Source organism: Erwinia sp. B116 (assembly GCF_002865965.1).
Lineage (GTDB): Bacteria > Pseudomonadota > Gammaproteobacteria > Enterobacterales > Enterobacteriaceae > Erwinia.
In genome coordinates, this window is the sequence record NZ_JRZZ01000026.1 from 39,727 (window position 1) to 59,824 (window position 20,098).

General features: G+C 59.6%; 20 protein-coding genes. 12 read left to right on the forward strand and 8 right to left on the reverse strand.

Going from position 1 to position 20,098, the window contains the following annotated elements; all coding sequences use genetic code 11:
• Position 1 precedes the first annotated feature (1 nt).
• The 9 genes from lpxB to NV64_RS16425 all read left to right on the forward strand — a co-directional run bounded on the left by lpxB (position 2) and on the right by NV64_RS16425 (position 11,791).
• A complete protein-coding gene (lpxB, locus tag NV64_RS16385; protein ID WP_101506331.1) occupies positions 2-1,147 on the forward strand; it encodes a lipid-A-disaccharide synthase in 1,146 nt (381 codons plus the stop codon).
• Positions 1,144-1,767: a ribonuclease HII gene (rnhB, locus tag NV64_RS16390; protein WP_056236319.1), complete on the forward strand. Its 624-nt coding sequence runs from the start codon at positions 1,144-1,146 to the stop codon at positions 1,765-1,767. Before lpxB ends, rnhB begins: the two co-directional genes overlap by 4 nt.
• Before the next feature lie 30 nt (positions 1,768-1,797).
• Entirely contained in the window at positions 1,798-5,280 is a 3,483-nt protein-coding gene (gene dnaE / locus NV64_RS16395) for a DNA polymerase III subunit alpha (protein WP_101506332.1), read from the forward strand.
• Positions 5,281-5,292: 12 nt separating this feature from the next.
• Complete coding sequence (gene accA / locus NV64_RS16400) at positions 5,293-6,252, forward strand: acetyl-CoA carboxylase carboxyl transferase subunit alpha (protein WP_056236322.1); 960 nt, start codon at positions 5,293-5,295, stop codon at positions 6,250-6,252.
• A gap of 136 nt (positions 6,253-6,388) precedes the next feature.
• A complete protein-coding gene (locus NV64_RS16405; RefSeq protein WP_056236324.1) occupies positions 6,389-7,174 on the forward strand; it encodes a hypothetical protein in 786 nt (261 codons plus the stop codon).
• An 81-nt stretch (positions 7,175-7,255) separates the two neighbouring features.
• Positions 7,256-9,406 carry a lysine decarboxylase LdcC gene (locus NV64_RS16410; protein ID WP_056236326.1) on the forward strand — a complete coding sequence of 717 codons (2,151 nt, stop codon included), beginning with the start codon at positions 7,256-7,258 and terminating at the stop codon, positions 9,404-9,406.
• Between the two features lie 69 nt (positions 9,407-9,475).
• Complete coding sequence (locus tag NV64_RS16415; protein WP_101506333.1) at positions 9,476-9,871, forward strand: VOC family protein; 396 nt, start codon at positions 9,476-9,478, stop codon at positions 9,869-9,871.
• A gap of 77 nt (positions 9,872-9,948) precedes the next feature.
• Complete coding sequence (gene tilS / locus NV64_RS16420) at positions 9,949-11,469, forward strand: tRNA lysidine(34) synthetase TilS (RefSeq protein WP_233209010.1); 1,521 nt, start codon at positions 9,949-9,951, stop codon at positions 11,467-11,469.
• Positions 11,470-11,485: 16 nt separating this feature from the next.
• Positions 11,486-11,791 (forward strand): cytochrome c, encoded by a 306-nt coding sequence (locus NV64_RS16425; protein WP_056236400.1) that lies wholly within the window; start codon positions 11,486-11,488, stop codon positions 11,789-11,791.
• A 52-nt stretch (positions 11,792-11,843) separates the two neighbouring features.
• Here the strand turns inward: NV64_RS16425 and rof are convergent, their stop codons facing one another.
• The gene (gene rof, locus NV64_RS16430; RefSeq protein ID WP_056236331.1) at positions 11,844-12,107 is read right to left on the reverse strand and encodes a Rho-binding antiterminator; all 264 of its coding nucleotides are present in this window, start codon (positions 12,105-12,107) and stop codon (positions 11,844-11,846) included.
• Complete coding sequence (locus NV64_RS16435) at positions 12,094-12,294, reverse strand: YaeP family protein (protein ID WP_056236333.1); 201 nt, start codon at positions 12,292-12,294, stop codon at positions 12,094-12,096. The genes rof and NV64_RS16435 overlap by 14 nt, the downstream gene beginning before the upstream one ends.
• A 131-nt stretch (positions 12,295-12,425) precedes the next feature.
• Here NV64_RS16435 and NV64_RS16440 point away from each other — a divergent pair, with 131 nt between their 5' ends.
• Complete coding sequence (locus tag NV64_RS16440; protein ID WP_056236335.1) at positions 12,426-12,980, forward strand: YaeQ family protein; 555 nt, start codon at positions 12,426-12,428, stop codon at positions 12,978-12,980.
• Positions 12,977-13,393: an alternative ribosome rescue aminoacyl-tRNA hydrolase ArfB gene (gene arfB / locus NV64_RS16445; protein ID WP_056236336.1), complete on the forward strand. Its 417-nt coding sequence runs from the start codon at positions 12,977-12,979 to the stop codon at positions 13,391-13,393. Before NV64_RS16440 ends, arfB begins: the two co-directional genes overlap by 4 nt.
• 56 nt (positions 13,394-13,449) lie before the next feature.
• Here the strand turns inward: arfB and proS are convergent, their stop codons facing one another.
• The 6 genes from proS to metN form a co-directional block, all read right to left on the reverse strand.
• On the reverse strand, positions 13,450-15,168 hold the full coding sequence (gene proS, locus NV64_RS16450; protein ID WP_056236338.1) for a proline--tRNA ligase: 1,719 nt from the start codon (positions 15,166-15,168) through the stop codon (positions 13,450-13,452).
• A gap of 156 nt (positions 15,169-15,324) precedes the next feature.
• Positions 15,325-16,032, reverse strand: a complete 708-nt coding sequence (gene tsaA / locus NV64_RS16455) for a tRNA (N6-threonylcarbamoyladenosine(37)-N6)-methyltransferase TrmO (protein ID WP_056236401.1) — start codon at positions 16,030-16,032, stop codon at positions 15,325-15,327.
• A gap of 89 nt (positions 16,033-16,121) precedes the next feature.
• Positions 16,122-16,523 carry an Rcs stress response system protein RcsF gene (gene rcsF / locus NV64_RS16460; protein ID WP_056236340.1) on the reverse strand — a complete coding sequence of 134 codons (402 nt, stop codon included), beginning with the start codon at positions 16,521-16,523 and terminating at the stop codon, positions 16,122-16,124.
• A gap of 150 nt (positions 16,524-16,673) precedes the next feature.
• Positions 16,674-17,489: a MetQ/NlpA family lipoprotein gene (locus NV64_RS16465; RefSeq protein ID WP_056236342.1), complete on the reverse strand. Its 816-nt coding sequence runs from the start codon at positions 17,487-17,489 to the stop codon at positions 16,674-16,676.
• A gap of 36 nt (positions 17,490-17,525) precedes the next feature.
• Positions 17,526-18,179, reverse strand: coding sequence for a methionine ABC transporter permease MetI (locus NV64_RS16470; protein WP_056236344.1), 654 nt, complete (start codon positions 18,177-18,179; stop codon positions 17,526-17,528).
• Positions 18,172-19,203, reverse strand: a complete 1,032-nt coding sequence (gene metN / locus NV64_RS16475; protein ID WP_101506334.1) for a methionine ABC transporter ATP-binding protein MetN — start codon at positions 19,201-19,203, stop codon at positions 18,172-18,174. Before metN ends, NV64_RS16470 begins: the two co-directional genes overlap by 8 nt.
• Positions 19,204-19,391: 188 nt before the next feature.
• Here metN and gmhB point away from each other — a divergent pair, with 188 nt between their 5' ends.
• Positions 19,392-19,952: a D-glycero-beta-D-manno-heptose 1,7-bisphosphate 7-phosphatase gene (gene gmhB, locus NV64_RS16480; RefSeq protein WP_101506335.1), complete on the forward strand. Its 561-nt coding sequence runs from the start codon at positions 19,392-19,394 to the stop codon at positions 19,950-19,952.
• Positions 19,953-20,098: the final 146 nt, after the last annotated feature.

The window sequence follows — 20,098 nt, forward strand, 5'->3', positions numbered from 1 at the left end:
CATGCCTAAGCGTCCCTTAACGATTGCCCTCGTCGCCGGAGAAACCTCCGGCGATATTCTTGGTGCCGGCCTGATTCGCGCGCTGAAACAGCAGCATCCTGACGCGCGCTTTATCGGCGTGGCCGGGCCGCTGATGCAGGCCGAGGGCTGTGAAGCCTGGTATGAGATGGAAGAGCTGGCGGTAATGGGCATCGTTGAGGTGCTCGGCCGCCTGCGTCGCCTGCTGCAGATCCGCCGTGACCTGACCCGCCGTTTCAGCGCGCTGAAGCCGGACGTGTTTGTCGGCATCGACGCCCCGGATTTCAATATCACCCTGGAAGGCCGCCTGAAGCAGCGGGGCATCCGCACCATCCACTACGTCAGCCCGTCGGTGTGGGCGTGGCGGCAGAAGCGGGTGTTCAAAATTGGTCGCAACACCGATCTGGTGCTGGCGTTCCTGCCGTTTGAGAAAGCCTTCTACGATCGCTTCAACGTGCCGTGCCGTTTTATCGGCCACACGATGGCTGATGCGATGCCGATCGTGGCCGACAAGCAGGCCGCGCGCCGCGAACTGGGCATCGCCCCGGACGCGCTGTGCCTGGCGCTGCTGCCTGGCAGCCGCGGTGCGGAAGTCGAGATGCTCAGCGCCGACTTCCTGAAAACCGCGATGCTGCTGCGTGACAAGCATCCGGCGCTGGAGATCGTGGTGCCGCTGGTTAATCCGAAACGCCGCGAACAGTTTGAGCTGATCAAAGCGCAGGTGGCACCGGACCTGCCGATGCACCTGCTGGATGGCCAGGGCCGTGCGGCGATGGTTGCCAGCGATGCGGCACTGCTGGCCTCCGGCACCGCCGCGCTGGAGTGCATGCTGGCGAAATGTCCGATGGTGGTGGGGTATCGTATGAAGCCCTTCACCTTCTGGCTGGCGAAGCGGCTGGTAAAAACTGACTACGTTTCGCTGCCTAACCTGCTGGCCGGGCGAGAGCTGGTGCCAGAGCTGCTGCAGGATGAGTGCCAGCCCGATCGGCTGGCGGCGGCGCTGGAGCCGCTGCTCAGCGGCGGTGATACCCGTGATGCCCTGCTGGCCACCTTCGCAGAGCTGCATCAGCAGATCCGCTGGGATGCAGACCAGCAGGCGGCTGCGGCAGTACTGGAGCTGTGCCCATGAGTGACTTTATCTACCCTGACGCGCGGCTGATTGCCGGCGTTGACGAGGTGGGCCGCGGCCCGCTGGTCGGTGCGGTGGTCACCGCTGCGGTGATCCTCGACCCGGCCCGGCCGATCGCAGGCCTCGCCGACTCAAAAAAATTGTCGGAAAAACGCCGCCTGGCGTTATACGATGAGATTAAAGAGAAGGCGTTAAGCTGGAGCCTCGGGCGCGCTGAGCCGGATGAGATCGACCGGCTCAATATCCTGCATGCCACCATGCTGGCGATGCAGCGGGCGGTGGCAGGCCTGCACCTGACGCCTGATTTTGTGCTGATCGACGGTAACCGTTGCCCGGCGCTGGCGATGCCGGCGCAGGCGATCGTTAAGGGCGACAGTCTGGTGCGTGAAATCAGCGCCGCGTCGATTATCGCTAAGGTCACGCGCGACCGTGAGATGGCCGGGCTGGATCTGCAGTACCCGGAGTACGGATTTGCCCAGCATAAAGGCTACCCGACGGCGCTGCACCTGGAAAAGCTCGCCCGCTTTGGCGCCACGCCGTACCATCGCCGCAGCTTCGCCCCGGTACGTAACGTGCTGATCGACGCTGACGTCGCTGCTGCTGCGACGCGCGCGCTGTAATTCTTCTCTTCTGCGTTAACAGGATCACCGATGGCCGAACCCCGTTTTATTCATTTACGCGTGCACAGTGACTACTCCATGATCGATGGACTGGCGAAGACGAACCCGTTGGTGAAACACGCGGCGAAGATGAATATGCCGGCCATCGGCATCACCGATTTCACCAACCTGTGCGGGCTGGTGAAATTTTACGGCACCGCGCACGGTCAGGGGATGAAACCGATTATCGGCGCTGACTTTAACGTGGCCAGCGTGGCAATGGGCGATGAACTGTCGCAGATCACCGTGCTGGCGGCCGATAATGATGGCTATCAGAATCTGACGCTGCTGATCTCCCGTGCCTATCAGCGCGGCTATGGCCCGGCAGGGCCGACCATCGATCGCGACTGGCTGGCCGAACATCAGCAGGGGATTATCCTGCTCTCCGGCGGCCGCCGTGGCGACGTCGGTAAAATGCTGTTGCGCGGCAACGCCGCGATGGTCGCCGAGTGTCTCGGCTTCTATCAGCAGCATTTTCCCGATCGCTACTACCTTGAGCTGATCCGCACCGGGCGGCCGGATGAAGAGAGTTACCTGCACGCGGCAGTGGAACTGGCGATTGCCGAGGGCATTCCGGTGGTGGCCACCAACGAGGTCTGTTTCCTGCAAGAAACCGACTTTGACGCCCATGAAATTCGCGTGGCCATTCACGACGGTTTTACCCTCGACGATCCGAAACGTCCCCGTAACTACAGCCCGCAGCAGTATATGCGCAGCGAAGAGGAGATGTGTGAGCTGTTTTCGGACATCCCGGAAGCGCTGGAAAACAGCGTAGAGATCGCCCGCCGCTGCAACGTCACCATCCGCCTGGGCGAGTACTTCCTGCCGCAGTTTCCAACCGGTGAGATGACCACCGAAGATTTCCTGGTGCTGAAGTCGCAGGAGGGGCTGGAAGAGCGGCTTGAGTTCCTGTTCCCCGATCCTGAGGTGCGCGCCGCCCGCCGCCCGGAGTATGACGAGCGTCTGGATATTGAGCTCAACGTGATTAACCAGATGGGCTTCCCGGGCTACTTCCTGATCGTTATGGAATTTATCCAGTGGTCGAAGGATAACGACGTACCGGTCGGACCGGGGCGCGGCTCCGGTGCCGGGTCGCTGGTCGCCTACGCATTGAAAATCACCGACCTCGATCCGCTGGAATTCGACCTGCTGTTCGAACGTTTCCTTAACCCGGAACGTGTTTCCATGCCCGACTTCGACATCGACTTCTGTATGGAGAAGCGCGACAGCGTGATTGAGCACGTGGCGGAAATGTACGGCCGTGAAGCGGTTTCGCAGATCATCACTTTCGGTACCATGGCCGCCAAAGCGGTGATCCGCGACGTTGGCCGCGTGCTGGGCCACCCGTACGGCTTCGTTGACCGCATCTCCAAGCTGGTGCCGCCTGACCCGGGCATGACGCTGGAAAAAGCCTTTGCCGCCGAACCGCAGCTGCCGGAAATCTACGAGGCGGATGAAGAGGTCAAGGCGCTGATCGATATGGCGCGCAAACTGGAAGGCGTGACGCGTAACGCCGGTAAACACGCCGGTGGCGTGGTGATCGCGCCGACTAAAATCACCGATTTTGCGCCGCTATACTGCGATGAGAACGGCCAGTTCCCGGTCACCCAGTTCGACAAGAACGACGTGGAGTACGCAGGCCTGGTGAAGTTCGACTTCCTTGGCCTGCGCACGCTGACCATCATCGACTGGGCGCTGGCGATGATCAACGCCCGGCGCGCCAAAGAAGGGCTGGATCCTGTCGATATTGCGACGATCCCGCTTGAAGATCAGAAAAGTTTCGATATGCTGCAACGCTCGGAAACCACCGCGGTATTCCAGCTGGAATCCCGCGGCATGAAGGATCTGATCAAGCGCCTGAAGCCGGACTGTTTCGAAGATATGATCGCCCTGGTGGCGCTGTTCCGTCCGGGGCCGCTGCAGTCGGGGATGGTCGACAACTTTATTGACCGTAAGCACGGGCGCGAGGCGATCTCCTACCCGGATATTCAGTGGCAGCATGAGTCGCTGAAGCCGGTTCTGGAACCGACCTATGGCATCATCCTCTATCAGGAACAGGTGATGCAGATTGCCCAGGTGCTGGCGGGCTACAGTCTTGGCGGCGCGGACATGTTGCGCCGTGCGATGGGTAAAAAGAACCCGGTCGAAATGGCCAAGCAGCGCGGCGGCTTTGAGGATGGTGCGAAATCGCGCGGCATTGACGGCGAGCTGGCGATCAAAATCTTCGACCTGGTGGAAAAATTCGCCGGTTACGGCTTTAACAAGTCGCACTCTGCCGCTTATGCGCTGGTCTCCTACCAGACGCTGTGGCTGAAGGCGCACTACCCGGCGGAGTTTATGGCGGCAGTAATGACCGCTGATATGGATAACACCGAGAAAGTGGTTGGCCTGGTGGACGAGTGCTGGCGGATGGGGCTGAAGGTGCTGCCGCCGGACATTAACTCCGGCCTTTATCAGTTCCACGTCAACGAAGCCGGTGAGATCGTTTACGGCATCGGCGCGATTAAGGGCGTCGGCGAGGGCCCGATTGAAGCGATTATTGAGTCACGCAACGAGGGCGGCTATTTCCGCGAGTTGTTTGACCTCTGCGCGCGCACCGACACCAAAAAGCTGAATAAGCGGGTGCTGGAAAAACTGATTATGTCCGGCGCGTTTGACCGGCTTGGCCCGCACCGTGCCGCGCTGATGAGCGCGCTGCCGGACGCGCTGAAGGCCGCCGATCAGCACGCTAAAGCAGAGGCGACAGGGCAGGCCGATATGTTCGGCGTGCTGGCCGAGGCGCCGGAGCAGGTAGAGAAGTCGTATGCCGACGTGACGCCGTGGCCGGAGCAGATCCAGCTGGATGGCGAAAGGGAGACTTTAGGTCTTTACTTAACCGGGCATCCGATTAACCAGTATCTGAAAGAAATTGAGCGCTATGTCGGTGGACAGCGCCTGAAAGACATGCACCCGACCGATCGCGGCAAGATGACCACGGCGGCCGGTCTGGTGGTGGCGGCCCGCGTAATGGTAACAAAACGCGGTAACCGTATTGGCATCTGCACCCTGGACGACCGCTCCGGTCGTCTGGAAGTGATGTTGTTTACAGATGCGTTGGATAAGTTCCAGCATATGCTGGAGAAAGACCGTATCCTGATCGTCAGCGGACAGGTCAGCTTTGATGACTTCAACGGCGGGCTTAAAATGATGGCCCGCGATATGATGGACATCGATGAAGCCCGTGAAAAATATGCACGTGGGCTTGCTATCTCGCTGACGGACAGGCAAATTGATGACCAGCTTTTGAACCGTCTCCGTCAATCCCTGGAACCCCATCGTTCGGGGACAATTCCGGTACATCTCTACTATCAGAGAGAGGATGCGCGGGCGAAGTTGCGCTTCGGTGCAACCTGGCGCGTGTCGCCGAGCGATCGTTTGTTAAACGATCTTCGGTCGTTGATAGGATCGGAGCAGGTGGAACTGGAATTTGACTAAAACAGGATTATTATGAGTCTTAATTACCTGGATTTCGAACAGCCAATCGCAGAGCTTGAAGCGAAAATTGATTCGCTTAAGTCGGTTGGCCGTCAGGATGAAAAACTGGATATTAATCTGGATGAAGAGATACAGCGTCTGCGCGATAAAAGCGTTGAGCTGACGCGTAAAATCTTCTCAGATTTGGGTGCCTGGCAGATCGCGCAGCTAGCGCGCCATCCGCTGCGACCGTACACGCTGGACTATGTCCGTAACGTGTTTACCGACTTCGACGAACTGGCCGGCGATCGTGCTTTTGCCGACGATAAAGCCATCGTTGGCGGTACCGCGCGTCTCAACGGCCGTCCGGTGATGATCATTGGTCATCAGAAAGGGCGTGAAACGAAAGAGAAGATCCGTCGTAACTTTGGTATGCCCGCGCCGGAAGGTTACCGTAAAGCGCTGCGCCTGATGGAGATGGCCGAGCGGTTTAATATGCCGATTATCACCTTTATCGACACCCCGGGCGCTTACCCTGGCGTTGGCGCGGAAGAGCGCGGCCAGTCCGAAGCTATCGCCCGTAACCTGCGTGAGATGTCCGGCCTGACCGTGCCGGTGATCTGTACGGTAATCGGTGAAGGCGGTTCCGGTGGTGCACTGGCCATCGGCGTCGGCGACAAAGTGAATATGCTGCAGTACAGCACCTACTCGGTGATTTCACCGGAAGGCTGCGCCTCAATTCTGTGGAAAAGCGCCGATAAGGCACCGCTGGCCGCCGAAGCGATGGGCATCATCGCTCCGCGTCTGAAAGAGCTTAAGCTGATTGACACGGTGATCCCTGAACCGCTGGGTGGCGCGCACCGCCATCCGCTGGTGATTGGCGAATCGCTGAAAGCGCAGCTGCTGGCCGATCTTGCCGAACTGGACGTGCTGACCAAAGACGAGCTGCTGGATCGTCGTTACCAGCGCCTGATGAGTTACGGCTACGCGTAATCGTTAACCGTCTTTGCACACGAAAGGGCCCCTGGGGCCCTTTTTTTTATGCCTTTTTTTCAACATTCATCGCATAGAGGCCCGGCGGCCACTGGGTTAGTCTGCGGTTTCTGATAACGCAAAGGACGAGGTGAACATGGATATTAACCGACGCAAGCTGGCCTTCGGGCTGCTCTCTCTGCCGGCGGCGGCGGCGCTGAACGGCTGTGCCGTCCCGCCGCACTCGCCACGGCCGTCGGAGTTTCTGCCGCTGGCAACGGACCGGCTGGCGCTGGAGCTGGAGGATCGGTCCACCGCAGAACTGCTGGCACCCGCGATTGTCGATGCCGGCTTTATGATGGCCCCACCGAAAGACGAGATTGCCGCAGCCAGCCTGGTAATAGGCTTTGCCTTTGGCAATCGGCCCAATCCGCAGAACGACCCGAATAAGCTGGCGTTGCCCGGCCCGATGAACAGGGTGCTGGCGCACTGCTGCGCGGCGGTGTATCGCAAAAAAGCGCTGCCGATGTACCTGCAGTGGGAGATCGCCCGCTGCCTGCTGGCGCCGGAGTTCGCGGATATCCCCCGCCATGCCATTATCTCTATCGAACCGTACTGGGATGCGCAGGGCACGCTGGTCTATCTGAGCACCGACGGCGTGGTGGAGACGATTCTGAAAAACCACTTTGCTAACGATCCGACGCTGGCGGGCAATGCTGCCATCATTGGCCATCACGATCACGTTAAACGCTGCATCATTACCTGCCGTGGGCGCCGGATCCACGGCTTTGCCCCGCGTGGGATCGCGCTGCCGCGCTGGTATGATCGGCGATCGGCACAGCCGTGGACGCGCCGCCGCGATCTCTACGTGCTGCAGGACGTGGCGGCACAGCTGTCGATGGCCGCCCAGACGCGCATCGCCCAGGCCTACCCCAACGGCTGAGCAGAGCAACCGACGATCCGCTATGCTTAGCCTTTTTAATCGCCGCGGGCAGGGCTTGCCCGCGGCGCATGGAGGTAAGCATTGAATATCATCGCGATCGTCGGGCCGCATAACGCATTCTATAAAGATGAACCGATCCGTGAACTGGACGCCGCGTTAAAAGCCCGCGGTTTTCAGACCATCTGGCTGCAGGAGGCCAGCGGGCTGATTAAGCTGGTTGAGCATAATCCCCGCATCTGCGGCGTGATTTTCGACTGGGATGAGTACAGCCTCGAGCTGTGCAGTGAACTGAACCAGCTGAACGAGTACCTGCCGCTTTACGCCTTTATCAACACCCATTCAACGATGGACGTCAGCATCAACGAGATGCGCATGACGCTGTGGTTCTTTGAGTACGCGCTGAACGCCGCCGAAGATATCGCCCAGCACATTGGTCAGTATACGGATGAGTATCTGGAGACCATTACGCCGCCGCTGACCCGGGCGCTGTTTAACTACGTCAAAGAGGGAAAATACACCTTCTGCACGCCGGGACATATGGCCGGCACCGCCTTCCAGAAGAGCCCGGTCGGCTGCCTGTTTTACGACTTCTTCGGTGCCAATACGCTGAAGGCCGATATCTCGATCTCGGTCACCGAGCTCGGTTCGCTGCTCGATCACACCGGGCCACATCTGGAAGCGGAAGAGTATATCGCCCGCACCTTCGGCGCCGAGCAGAGCTATATGGTGACTAACGGTACCTCGACCTCAAACAAGATCGTCGGCATGGTGTCCGCCCCGGCGGGCAGCACCGTGCTGGTGGACAGGAACTGCCATAAGTCGCTGACCCATCTGCTGATGATGAGCGATATTGTGCCGATCTGGCTGAAACCGACCCGCAACGCGCTGGGCATCCTCGGCGGCATTCCGAAACGCGAATTTACCCGAGAAAGTATCGCGCTTAAGGTTGCAGAAACGCCGCGCGCCAGCTGGCCGGTGCACGCCGTGATCACTAATTCCACCTATGACGGGCTGCTCTACAACACCCGCTACATCAAAGAGACGCTGGAGGTGCCTTCGATCCACTTTGACTCGGCCTGGGTGCCCTATACCAACTTTCATCCGATCTATCAGGGGCTCAGCGGCATGAGCGGCGAACGCACGCCGGGTAAGGTGATCTATGAAACCCAGTCGACCCATAAGCTGCTGGCGGCATTTTCACAGGCCTCGCTGATCCACATTAAGGGGGATTACGACGAGCAGACCTTTAATGAAGCCTATATGATGCATACCACCACCTCGCCCAACTATGCCATCGTCGCGTCGATTGAGACCGCCGCCGCGATGCTGCGCGGCAACCCGGGGCGGCGGCTGATTAACCGTTCGGTGGAACGGGCGCTGCACTTCCGCCGCGAAGTCCAGCGGCTGCGTGAAGAGTCAGAGGGCTGGTTCTTCGATATCTGGCAGCCGGACGGCATCGATCAGCCTGCCTGCTGGCCGATCCAGCCGGGTGAGGAGGAGTGGCACGGCTTCCGCGATGCGGATGCCGATCATATGTACCTCGATCCGATCAAGGTGACGATCCTCACCCCCGGCATGAGCGAGCTGGGTGAGATGAGCGGTGAGGGGATCCCGGCCGCGCTGGTGGCGAAGTTCCTCGACGAGCGCGGCATCGTGGTGGAGAAAACCGGCCCGTATAATCTGCTGTTCCTGTTCAGCATCGGCATTGATAAAACTAAAGCGATGAGCCTGCTGCGCGGCCTGACCGAGTTTAAACGTGCTTATGACCTGAACCTGCGGGTGAAGAACATGCTGCCGGATCTCTATGCGCAAGACCCTGACTTCTACCGCAACATGCGCATTCAGACGCTGGCGGCGGGCATCCATGGCCTGATCCGCCAGCATGATTTGCCGCGCCTGATGTTAAAGGCCTTCGCTATGCTGCCGGAAATGAGACTTACGCCACACCAGATGTTCCAGCAGCAGATCAAGGGCAACGTGGAAACGGTGCCGATCGGCCAGCTGATCGGGCGGGTGTCGGCCAATATGATCCTGCCCTATCCGCCGGGGGTGCCGCTGGTGATGCCGGGTGAGACGATCACCGAAGAGAGCCGCGCGGTGCTCGATTTCCTGTTAATGCTGTGCAGTATCGGCGAGCAGTATCCGGGCTTTGAAACCGACATCCACGGTGCGACCCTGACGGAGGAGGGCGAGTATCAGGTGCGAGTACTGCGGCAGGGCCCGCTGGCGTAAGATGCTGTCATACCGCCCCTCTGGCGCTGCGCGCGGCAGGGGGCTGACTATCCGTTGTAAGGAGCTAACATGTCGGGTTTAACGTTAACGAAGGTGCACCACGTGGCGATTATCGCCAGCGATTACCACGTCAGTAAGGTGTTCTATACCAAAATTCTTGGCTTCACGCTGATGGGCGAGGTTTACCGCGAAGCGCGCGACTCGTGGAAAGGCGATCTGGCGCTGAACGGTGCCTATACCCTTGAGCTGTTCTCGTTTCCTTTCCCACCCGCGCGGCCGTCTCACCCGGAAGCCTGCGGCCTGCGTCATCTGGCCTTCAGCGTCACCGACCTGGATGCGGCCATTGCCCACCTGACCGCGCATGAGGTGTCCTGTGAGCCGGTGCGCACCGATCCGCTCACCGGTAAGCTGTTTACCTTCTTCAGCGACCCTGACGGTTTGCCGTTAGAGCTGTATCAGGCATAGAATAGAGCGCCTTAACCCTCACCCCGCGAGGGTTAAGCAATCATCCGACGATTCACGCACTCTGTTCAGGTAATCTCATGTCCGCTCTTGCCCATCTTGAACCGCTGCTGGTGGCCGAACAGGCTGTGATGCTGGCCTACAGCGGCGGCCTTGATTCCAGCGTGCTGCTGCATCAGCTGGTGTTGCTGCGCCGGCAGCGGCCTGAACTGCGGCTGCGTGCGGTGCATATCCACCATGGTCTTAGCCCGCATGCCGATGGCTGGGCAGAGCACTGCCGTCAGCAGTGTGCGCAGTGGCAGGTGGCGCTCGAGGTGGTCAGGGTGCAGCTGGACGTCCGCGAAGGCGGGGTGGAAGCGGCAGCGCGCGCGGCGCGCTATCAGGCGTTGCGGCAGCGGCTTAAGCCTGGAGAAACTCTGCTCACCGCGCAGCATCAGGACGATCAGAGCGAAACGCTGCTGCTGGCGCTGAAGCGCGGCAGCGGCCCGGCCGGGCTGGCGGCGATGCCGCTGGAGGGCCGGCTGGGCGAACATCGTCACCTGCGACCGCTGCTGGCGCAAAGTCGTGGTCAGCTGGAGCGCTGGGCGGCGGAGCACCAGCTGTGCTGGATTGAGGATGAGAGCAATCAGGACCCGCGCTACGATCGCAACTTCTTACGCCTGCAGGTGCTGCCACTGCTGGCCTCGCGCTGGCCGCACTTCGCCGCCGCCAGCGCGCGCAGCGCGGCCTTATGTGGCGAGCAGGAGCAACTGCTGGACGAGCTGCTGGCGGAGTCGCTACAGGCGCTGGTGGCCGCCGACGGCAGCCTCGACGTGGTACCGCTGCTATCGCTCAGCGAAGCGCGGCGCTCTGCGCTGATGCGGCGCTGGATTGCCCGTTGCCAGGGCGGCATGCCGTCGCGCGCCGGGCTGCAAACACTGTGGCAGGAGGTGGTATGCGCCCGTCCCGACGCCGAGCCGCGTCTGCGTATCGGCAAGGCGGAAGTGCGCCGCTTTCGCGAACGGCTGTACTGGCTGCCGCTGCTCGCCAGCGTGAGCGACGTGATGCTGCCGTGGCCGGCACCCTGGAAGCCGCTGCCGCTGCCGGGGGGGCTGGGTGAGCTTCTGCCTGGCCCGCAGCCGGAGGCGCAGGATGGCAGCCAGTTAAATCAGGACGGCCAGCCGGTGCCAGAAGCGCAGCAGACAGACATCGCGCTGCTGCCGGTTGATGACGTAACCAGGCCGTGGCTGGCCGCGTCAGGTAGTGGTGGCACGTTGCCGGCACTCGCCGCAGCAGATGCCTGTGGTTCACTGTCGTCCGGAGATGCGGCGGGCAATATTCTGCCGCCGGGCGACGTGCTGTTTCTCCTGCGCCCGCCGCTGCCTGGTGAGGCGGTCAGCGTGCGTTTTCAGGCGCAGGGGCGCTTTCATATCGTCGGGCGCAACGGCAGCCGTCCGCTGAAAAAGCTGTGGCAGGAGCTGGCGGTGCCGCCCTGGCAGCGCGAACGCATCCCGCTGATTTTTTATGGCGATTGCCTGATGGCCGCCGCGGGCCTGTTTATTACCCGTGAAGCCGAGCCGCAGTCCGTCGCAACGGCCTGGCAGATCCGCTGGCGCCGGTAACCTTAAGAGAGCAATGATGAAGATGATATTAACCCTGCTGCTGGCCGCCAGCCTGCCGGCACTGGCCGCTGGCGACGCCAGCCGCGGGCAGGAGAAGTCGGCGCGCTGTCTGGCCTGCCACGGAGCCCAGGGCAAGGCGGTCGCGCCGATCTATCCGAACCTGGCCGGACAGCCGGCACCCTATCTGGAGCTGGCGTTACAGGCCTATAAGTCCGGCGGGCGCAGCGGCGGGCAGGCGGAAGTGATGAAAGCGTTTGTGGCGGGATTAAGTGATGAGGATCTGGCCGACCTGGCCGCGTATTACGCCGGGTTGCAGCCCTGAAAACAGACGGGGCGGATAATCATCCGCCCCGTTGCTATCCGTGCAGCACAGGTTAGTCGGATTCGCTGACCACAATGGTGCCCAGATCCGGGTGGCTGAAGCTGGCGATATGATCGAGGCGCAGGTCGCGCAGGCTCCCCGCCTCTTCAACGCTGAGATATTCCACGTTTTTACGCGAGACCATATCTTTGGCTTTCGCCTTCAGCTTTTCACCGTCCTTCAGCTCCAGCGCCAGCAGCCACTGATTCTGGCAGGCCAGCTCCAGGTTGTCGTAATCATCGCAATTGATCGGGGTGTAGGCTTCATTCGTCAACATAGTCGCTCACCAATAAGTTGGCGGCAGCAAAGGCTGCCTGTTCCCTGATGGAAGAGTGTAGCTCAGGATTGGCCGCTACCTCATCAAGTGCTTTCAAAGCGCACGCCAGCGGATCCGGCACGTACCCCAGAGCGCCACTGCCGATCTCGGCATATTTGCGGCGAACTAACTCACAATACTGTTGCACAGGTACCTCCTTCAGCTTTTTCTCTGGCTATTCTCCGACTATAGCACAGCCATTTATGGGAAATCAGCCAGCCGACAGGTGATTTACGGGTGCATCAGGTACAATAGCCGGCAACGACGATAAGGATCCTTATGGCACTGAAAGCAACGATTTACAAAGCCACGGTTAACGTCGCGGATATGGACCGCAACGTGTTTCTCGATCACACCCTGACGCTGGCCCGTCACCCCTCGGAAACGGAAGAGCGTCTGATGCTGCGGCTGCTGGCCTGGCTGGTGCACGCCAACGAACGGCTGAGCTTCACCCGCGGCCTGAGCGCCGAAGACGAGCCGGAACTCTGGCAGCTTAACGATCACAACGGCATTGACGTGTGGATTGACCTTGGCCTGCCGGACGAGCGTCGCATCAAAAAAGGCTGTAGCCGCTCACAGCAGGTCTGGCTGTATGCTTATAACTGGCGTGCGGCGCAGCCGTGGTGGCAGCAGCATCAGAACAGGCTGACGCAACACGACAACCTGACGGTACGCTACCTGAACGATGAACAGCTCAGCGCCCTGACCACGCTGGCTTCGCGTTCCATGACGCTGCAGGCCACCATTCAGGACGGCACCATCTGGCTGTCGGATGACACGCATCATCTGGAAATCACCTTTGAGCAGTGGCTGGAAAACGGGAAGCTCAGATGATTATTTTGTCACGTAGCGTCACCATTCCCGATGCCGAAATCGAGATTACCGCGATCCGCGCGCAGGGTGCCGGTGGTCAGCACGTGAATAAAAGTTCAACCGCTATCCACCTGCGCTTTGATATCCGCGCCTCCAGCCTGCCCGAGTTCTATCAGCAGCGCCTGCTGGCCGCCAGCCACCATCTGATCACCCCGGACGGGGTGGTGATTATCAAAGCGCAGGAGTACCGCAGCCAGGAGATGAACCGCGAGGCGGCGATGAAGCGGCTGGAGAACCTGATTCAGGAGCTGACGGTAGTGGAGAAAACGCGGCGGGCAACGCGGCCAACCCTGGCGTCGAAAAAACGCCGGCTGGAAGGCAAAGCGCGTCAGTCAGCGACTAAATCGTTGCGTGGGCGCGTGAAGGGCGATTAGCTTGCGGCAAAAAAAAGCCACCGCCTCAGGCGGTGGCTGATGCGTAGCGAACGGGCTTAAACGCCCAGTTCGCCGGCCAGGAAATCAACGATTTCGCTGGTTTTCAGCATGCGTTTGTCGCCGCTGCGGCGCGCTTTGTATTCAACTTCTTCATTGTCGAGGTTGCGCTCGCCAATCACGATGCTGTGCGGCACGCCAATCAGCTCCATATCGGCAAACATCACGCCCGGACGCTCCTTACGGTCATCAAGGATCACATCAATCCCTTTCGCCCGCAGGGTAGCGTACAGCTCTTCGGCCAGGTCTTTCACGCGGAACGACTTGTGCATGTTCATCGGCAGGATCGCTACCTGGAACGGCGCCAGCGCCGCCGGCCAGATAATGCCGCGCTCGTCGTGGTTCTGCTCAATGGCCGCCGCCACTACGCGGGTGATCCCGATACCGTAGCAGCCCATGGTCATCACCTGGTTGCGGCCATCTTCACCCTGAACTGTGGCTTTCATCGCTTCCGAGTATTTGGTGCCGAGCTGGAAGATATGGCCCACTTCGATACCGCGTTTAATCTGCAGGGTACCCTGACCGTCCGGGCTGGCGTCGCCTTCCACCACGTTACGGATATCCGCAACCTGCGGCAGCGGCAGGTCACGCTCCCAGTTAATGCCGCGCAGGTGCTGGCCGTCGATGTTGGCGCCAGCGCTGAAGTCACTCATCGCTGCAACGGTGCGGTCGGCGACGATTGGCATCGGCAGGTTGACCGGGCCGAGTGAACCCGGACCCGCGTTAACCAGCGCACGGATCTCTTCTTCGGTGGCGAAGGTTAACGGGGCGGCAACGATCTCAATCTTCTCAGCTTTGATTTCGTTCAGCTCGTGATCGCCGCGTACCAGCAGCGCAACCAGCGTATGGCCGCTCTCTGCGGTGGCTTTCACCATCAGCGTTTTCACGGTTTTTTCCACCGGCAGGCCAAACTGGGCCACCAGTTCGGCGATGGTTCTGGCGTCCGGGGTAGCGAACTGGCTCAGCGCTTCCGCGGGAGCAGCGCGGCCTGCGGCCGGCGCGACGGCTTCGGCTTTCTCAATGTTGGCCGCATAGTCGGAACCGGTTGAGAACACCACGTCATCTTCACCGCTCTGGGCAAGCACCTGGAACTCATGCGAGGCGCTGCCGCCGATCGAGCCGGTATCTGCATCCACCGCGCGGAAGTCGAGGCCCATGCGGCTGAAACTCTGGCTGTAGGCGCGGTACATCGCGTCGTAGGTTTCCTGCAGAGATTCCTGGGTGGTATGGAACGAATACGCATCCTTCATGATGAATTCGCGTGAACGCATCACGCCAAAGCGCGGGCGCACCTCATCACGGAACTTGGTCTGAATCTGGAACAGGTTCAGCGGCAGCTGCTTGTAGGAGCTGAGTTCGTTACGGATCAGATCGGTGACCACTTCTTCATGCGTCGGGCCAAGCACAAACGGGCGCTCGCCGCGATCGACAAAGCGCAGCAGCTCCGGGCCGTACTGCTCCCAGCGTCCGCTCTCCTGCCACAGGTCCGCAGGCTGAACCACCGGCATGGAGATTTCAATCGCGCCAGCGTTGTTCATCTCTTCGCGCACGATGTTTTCAACTTTCTTCAGCACGCGCAGGCCGGTTGGCAGCCAGGTATAGAGACCGGAAGCCAGTTTGCGGATCATCCCGGCGCGCAGCATCAGCTGGTGGCTGATCACTTCGGCGTCGGCAGGGGTCTCCTTAAGGGTGGAGAGCAGGTATTGAGTAGTACGCATGAGTTAAGGTTCCATATAAACGGAAAGCTACTACCCCCGATCGGTCATTTGGCCGGCCGCAGGCTGGCTGAATTCACCAGGGGGTAAAATAGGGTGTCAAAATCCTGGCGGCTAGTGTAACAGCGTGACCGTTGAGTCAAAAGATGTCCGGTAAAATTAACGCGGATCGATGCCGGTGACTTCGGTACCCGCAGCGGTCACCCGCCAGCGCACGTTAAAGTCCAGCAGCCAGGCGGCATATTCGCGGTCGGGCTCTTCGCCCTTGCGGTAAGCGGGACGCGGATCCTGCGCCAGCACCTGGCTGATAAAGCGTTCAAGGTGCGGGTAGCGCGCCAGCTGCCCGTGCAGCTGCTCGCGTGCTGACGGGGTAAAGATGACCGGCATATCGGCAGCGGGTGCCTGCTGGGCAAAACCGGCCCGCGCGTCCGGCACCGATTCGGCAAACGGCAGGTAGGGCTTGATGTCGATCACCGGCGTGCCGTCGACCAGGTCAAGGCTGCCCAGTTCGAGGATCACCTGCTGCTGTTCGCAGCGGATGCCCTTCAGCTCGACCAGCGACATGCCGATCGGGTTCGGCCGGAAGGTGGAACGGGTGGCAAACACGCCCATGCGCGCGTTGCCGCCGAGGCGTGGCGGGCGTACGGTCGGTCGCCAGCCACCGGCCATCGTCTGGTGGAAAACAAACACCAGCCACAGATGGCTGAACGCCTCCAGCCCCCTGACCGCATCCGGCTGATTATAGGGGGGCAGCAAACGCAGTTCGCCGCCGCCGTCGGCAATCAGGCCGGGCTGTCTGGGCACGGCAAATTTCTCCTTCCACGGGGAGTGAATAGTGCCGATCTGCTGGAAGGAAAAAGTGGACATAGTGGCTTTACTCGTCATGGCTGAATGCGGTGAAGTGGCCTGCCAGAGAGGAGGCCGGCCACGCAAAGAGGTCGCCCGCGCAGGAGCGTTTATTTGGCAACGTTGAGGGCTGAGCCCTGACAAATCGCCTGGCGGTAGCAACCCGGAGCAGAGGTGACGATCTCACACTTGTGTACCAGCACCGCGTTGGCCTTCATGCCGGAGGCACGCACCTGCAGCCGCTTACGCGCGGTCGCCAGGTTCGGCGGCGAGTCCTGGGCGCTGCTCTGGCAGTCTTCCCCGTAGACTTCACCCAGATCGCGGAACGGTTTGCTGACCAGGTCCGCAGCATCGGTATAGAGCTTCACCGGGGCAGGGCGCGGAGCCGTTTTGGTGCGTTCCGGCTCTGCCTGCGTTGACGGCGGCAGCGGGGTGACCGGTTTGTAAGGTTTAGGCACCAGTGAGCACCCTGTCAGCGCGAACGCTAACAGACAAAGCGGCAAAGCACGCATGGGGAATCCTTATGTTCAGTAAAAAGTGGCGTTATTGAACCAAGCCAGCAGGGAAATAACAAGCAGAGAGCGGAGGAGTCGCAGGGAATCGGTCAGGCAAGGGGAGAGGAGAAAGAGAAACGGGCGACCGGAGCCGCCCGTCGGCTGAACTTACCAGCCTTTCACTGCGCCGCCGTTGAACACTTTGTTCGCGGCGTCGTTCACTTCGTCAGACTGATAGGCCTGCACGAATTTCTTCACGTTTTCCGCGTCTTTGTTATCTTCGCGGGCCACGATCAGGTTGGTGTACGGAGAGTCTTTGTCTTCAACAAAGATGCCGTCTTTTGCCGGAGTCAGGCCAATCTGGCTGGCGTAAGTGGTGTTGATCACCGCCAGGGCGATCTGCTGATCGTCCAGCGAGCGCGGCAGCTGAGGGGCTTCCAGCTCAACCAGCTTCAGGTTTTTCGGGTTCTCTACCACGTCCAGCGAGGTTGGCAGCAGGCCCACGCCATCCTTCAGCTTGATCAGACCTACTTTCTGCAGCAGCAGCAGTGAACGGCCAAGGTTAGTCGGGTCGTTAGGGATAGCCACCTGATCGCCGGCCTTCAGTTCATCCAGCGATTTGATTTTCTTCGAATAACCGGCGATCGGGTAGACGAAGCTGTTACCGACGGAGACCAGCTTATAGCCGCGGTCTTTAATCTGCTGATCCAGGTAAGGCTTGTGCTGGAAGGCGTTAACGTCGATGTCACCTTTGCTCAGCGCTTCGTTTGGCAGCACGTAGTCGTTAAAGGTCACCAGCTCAACGTCGAGGCCGTATTTATCTTTGGCCACTTTCTGCGCCACTTCAGCAACCTGCTGCTCTGCACCGACGATCACACCCACTTTAATGTGGTTTGGATCTTTGGCCTTCTGGTCGCAACCCACCAGTGCCAGTGAGCCGATCAGCGCGCCAACGGCGGCAAACGTTTTAAGATTAAAAGACATATCCCTTCCTTAAATAGAGAGAACTTACCGTTATGTTTACTTGTGAGTAACCGCACGAACGATGCGATCGCCACAGAGCTGAATTAAATACACCAAAATGACCAGCAGAACCAATACCGTGTTCATCACCGTGGCATTGTAACCGATGTAGCCGTACTGATAACCAATCTGCCCGAGCCCGCCGGCACCGACCGCGCCGCCCATGGCCGAGTAGCCCACCAGAGTAATCAGAGTAATAGTAGCGGCATTGACCAGACCCGGCAGCGCCTCCGGCAGTAAAACTTTGCGCACGATCTGCAGCGGGGTGGCACCCATCGCGCGTGAGGCCTCAATCAGGCCACCCGGCAGTTCCAGCAGCGCGTTCTCCACCATACGCGCAATAAAGGGCGCGGCACCCACGGTCAGCGGCACGATCGCCGCCTGCAGGCCAATCGAGGTACCGACAATGGCGCGGGTAAACGGAATCATCCAGACCAGCAGGATGATAAACGGAATAGAGCGGAAGATATTGACCGTTGCCGAAAGCACGCGATACACCGCCGGGTTGGCGATAATCTGCCCCGGACGCGTCACGTACAGCAGCACCCCGACCGGCAGGCCGAGTACGAAACCAAAGAAGCCGGAGACAAAGGTCATCATCAGGGTTTCCCAAATGCCGCGGCCCATTAACCACATCATTGCCTCAGACATAACCTAATACCTCTACCTTTACGTGATGCTCATGCAGGAATGCGATGGCCGCTGCGGTGTCCTGCGGCTCTCCATGGATCTCGGCCAGCATAATGCCGAACTTCACGCCGCCGGCGTAATCCATCTGCGCGCTGATAATGTTGTTATTAACGTTGAACCGACGCGCGGACTCCGACAGCAGCGGGGCATCCACCGACTGACCGGTGAACTCCATGCGCAGCAGCGGCACCTTGCCGCCGGTTGCCGTTGGGGTCAGGCGCTGCAGATAGTCTTCCGGAATGTCCAGATGCAGCGTTGACTGGATAAACTGCTGCGCCAGCGGGGTTTTCGGGTGAGAGAACACTTCGCTTACCGTGTCCTGCTCGATCAGCTGGCCGTTGCTGATCACCGCCACCCGATCGCAGATGCGTTTCACCACGTCCATCTCATGGGTGATTAACAGAATGGTAATGCCCAGACGCCGGTTGATGTCTTTAAGCAGCTCGAGGATCGAACGGGTGGTTGCCGGGTCCAGCGCGCTGGTGGCTTCATCACACAGCAGCACTTTCGGGTTGCTGGCCAGCGCACGGGCAATCGCCACGCGCTGTTTCTGTCCGCCGGAGAGGTTAGCGGGCCAGGCATCGCGTTTATCCGCAAGGCCAACCAGTTCCAGTAGTTCAGTCACACGCTGAGCGATATCGGCTTTGGACAGGTTGCCCAGCTCCAGCGGCAGCGCGACGTTACCGGCCACCGTGCGCGAGTTAAGCAGGTTAAAGTGCTGGAAGATCATGCCAATCTGGCGGCGTGCCAGCGTCAGTTCACCGGCGGACAGGCGCGTCAGGTCCTGGCCATCAACCAGCACCTGGCCTGATGTCGGGCGTTCTAACAGGTTAACGCAGCGAATCAGCGTACTTTTACCGGCACCGGAAGCGCCGATAACGCCATAAATTTGCCCGGCAGGCACCTCAAGGCTGACGTCGGTCAGCGCGGTGATGGTGCGTGAACCCTGCTGGAACACTTTGGTGATATGGGAAAGTTTAATCATTGATTTATTTATTATCGCGGTGGGTGTTGTCCGTGGTGTCCAGTTTAGTGTATCCGCACTAAAAGGGTGTTGATGTGGATGTTAAGGCATCCAGACGTCTAAATCAATCTAAGTCGCCCAAACGCCCGTTCTCCTTATTATGTTAATCATGCGATAATCGACGGCAAATCTTTATCAGGAGTAAGTCAGTGGCTAATAAGGTTCCGGCAGTTTTTCTCGATCGTGATGGCACTATTAATGTCGATCACGGATACGTCTCTGAAATCGACAGCTTTGAGTTTATCGACGGTGCGATCGACGCCATGCGTGAACTGAAGGCGATGGGCTTCGCGCTGGTGCTGGTGACCAACCAGTCCGGTATTGCCCGCGGCATGTTCAGTGAAGATCAGTTTATGCAGCTGACCGAATGGATGGACTGGTCGCTGGCCGATCGTGATGTCGATCTGGATGGCATCTATTTCTGTCCGCATCATCCGGAAGCAATAGTAGAAGAGCTGCGCCAGCGGTGTGAATGCCGTAAGCCACAGCCGGGCATGTTGTTGTCCGCGCAGCAAGAGCTGAACATTGATATGGCGGCTTCTTATATGGTTGGCGATAAAATTGAAGATATGCAGGCCGCTGCCGCTGCCGGAGTCGGTAAAAAAGTATTAGTCCGTAGCGGTAAACCCGTCACTGCAGAAGGTGAAAGTGCAGCGGATTGGGTGCTCAACAGTCTGAAAGAGCTGCCTGCACGCATCAAACAGTCTTAAAATGCAGCGTTGCGAGTGAACTTTGAGCAAGTGGAAAATAATTTAAGATTTCCACTTGCGTTCCCGGAGCGGCTCCCTATAATGCGCCTCCATCGACACGGAACAACGGCTTACAGGCCAGCGTGTTGAGAGGTTCAGGAAGTTCT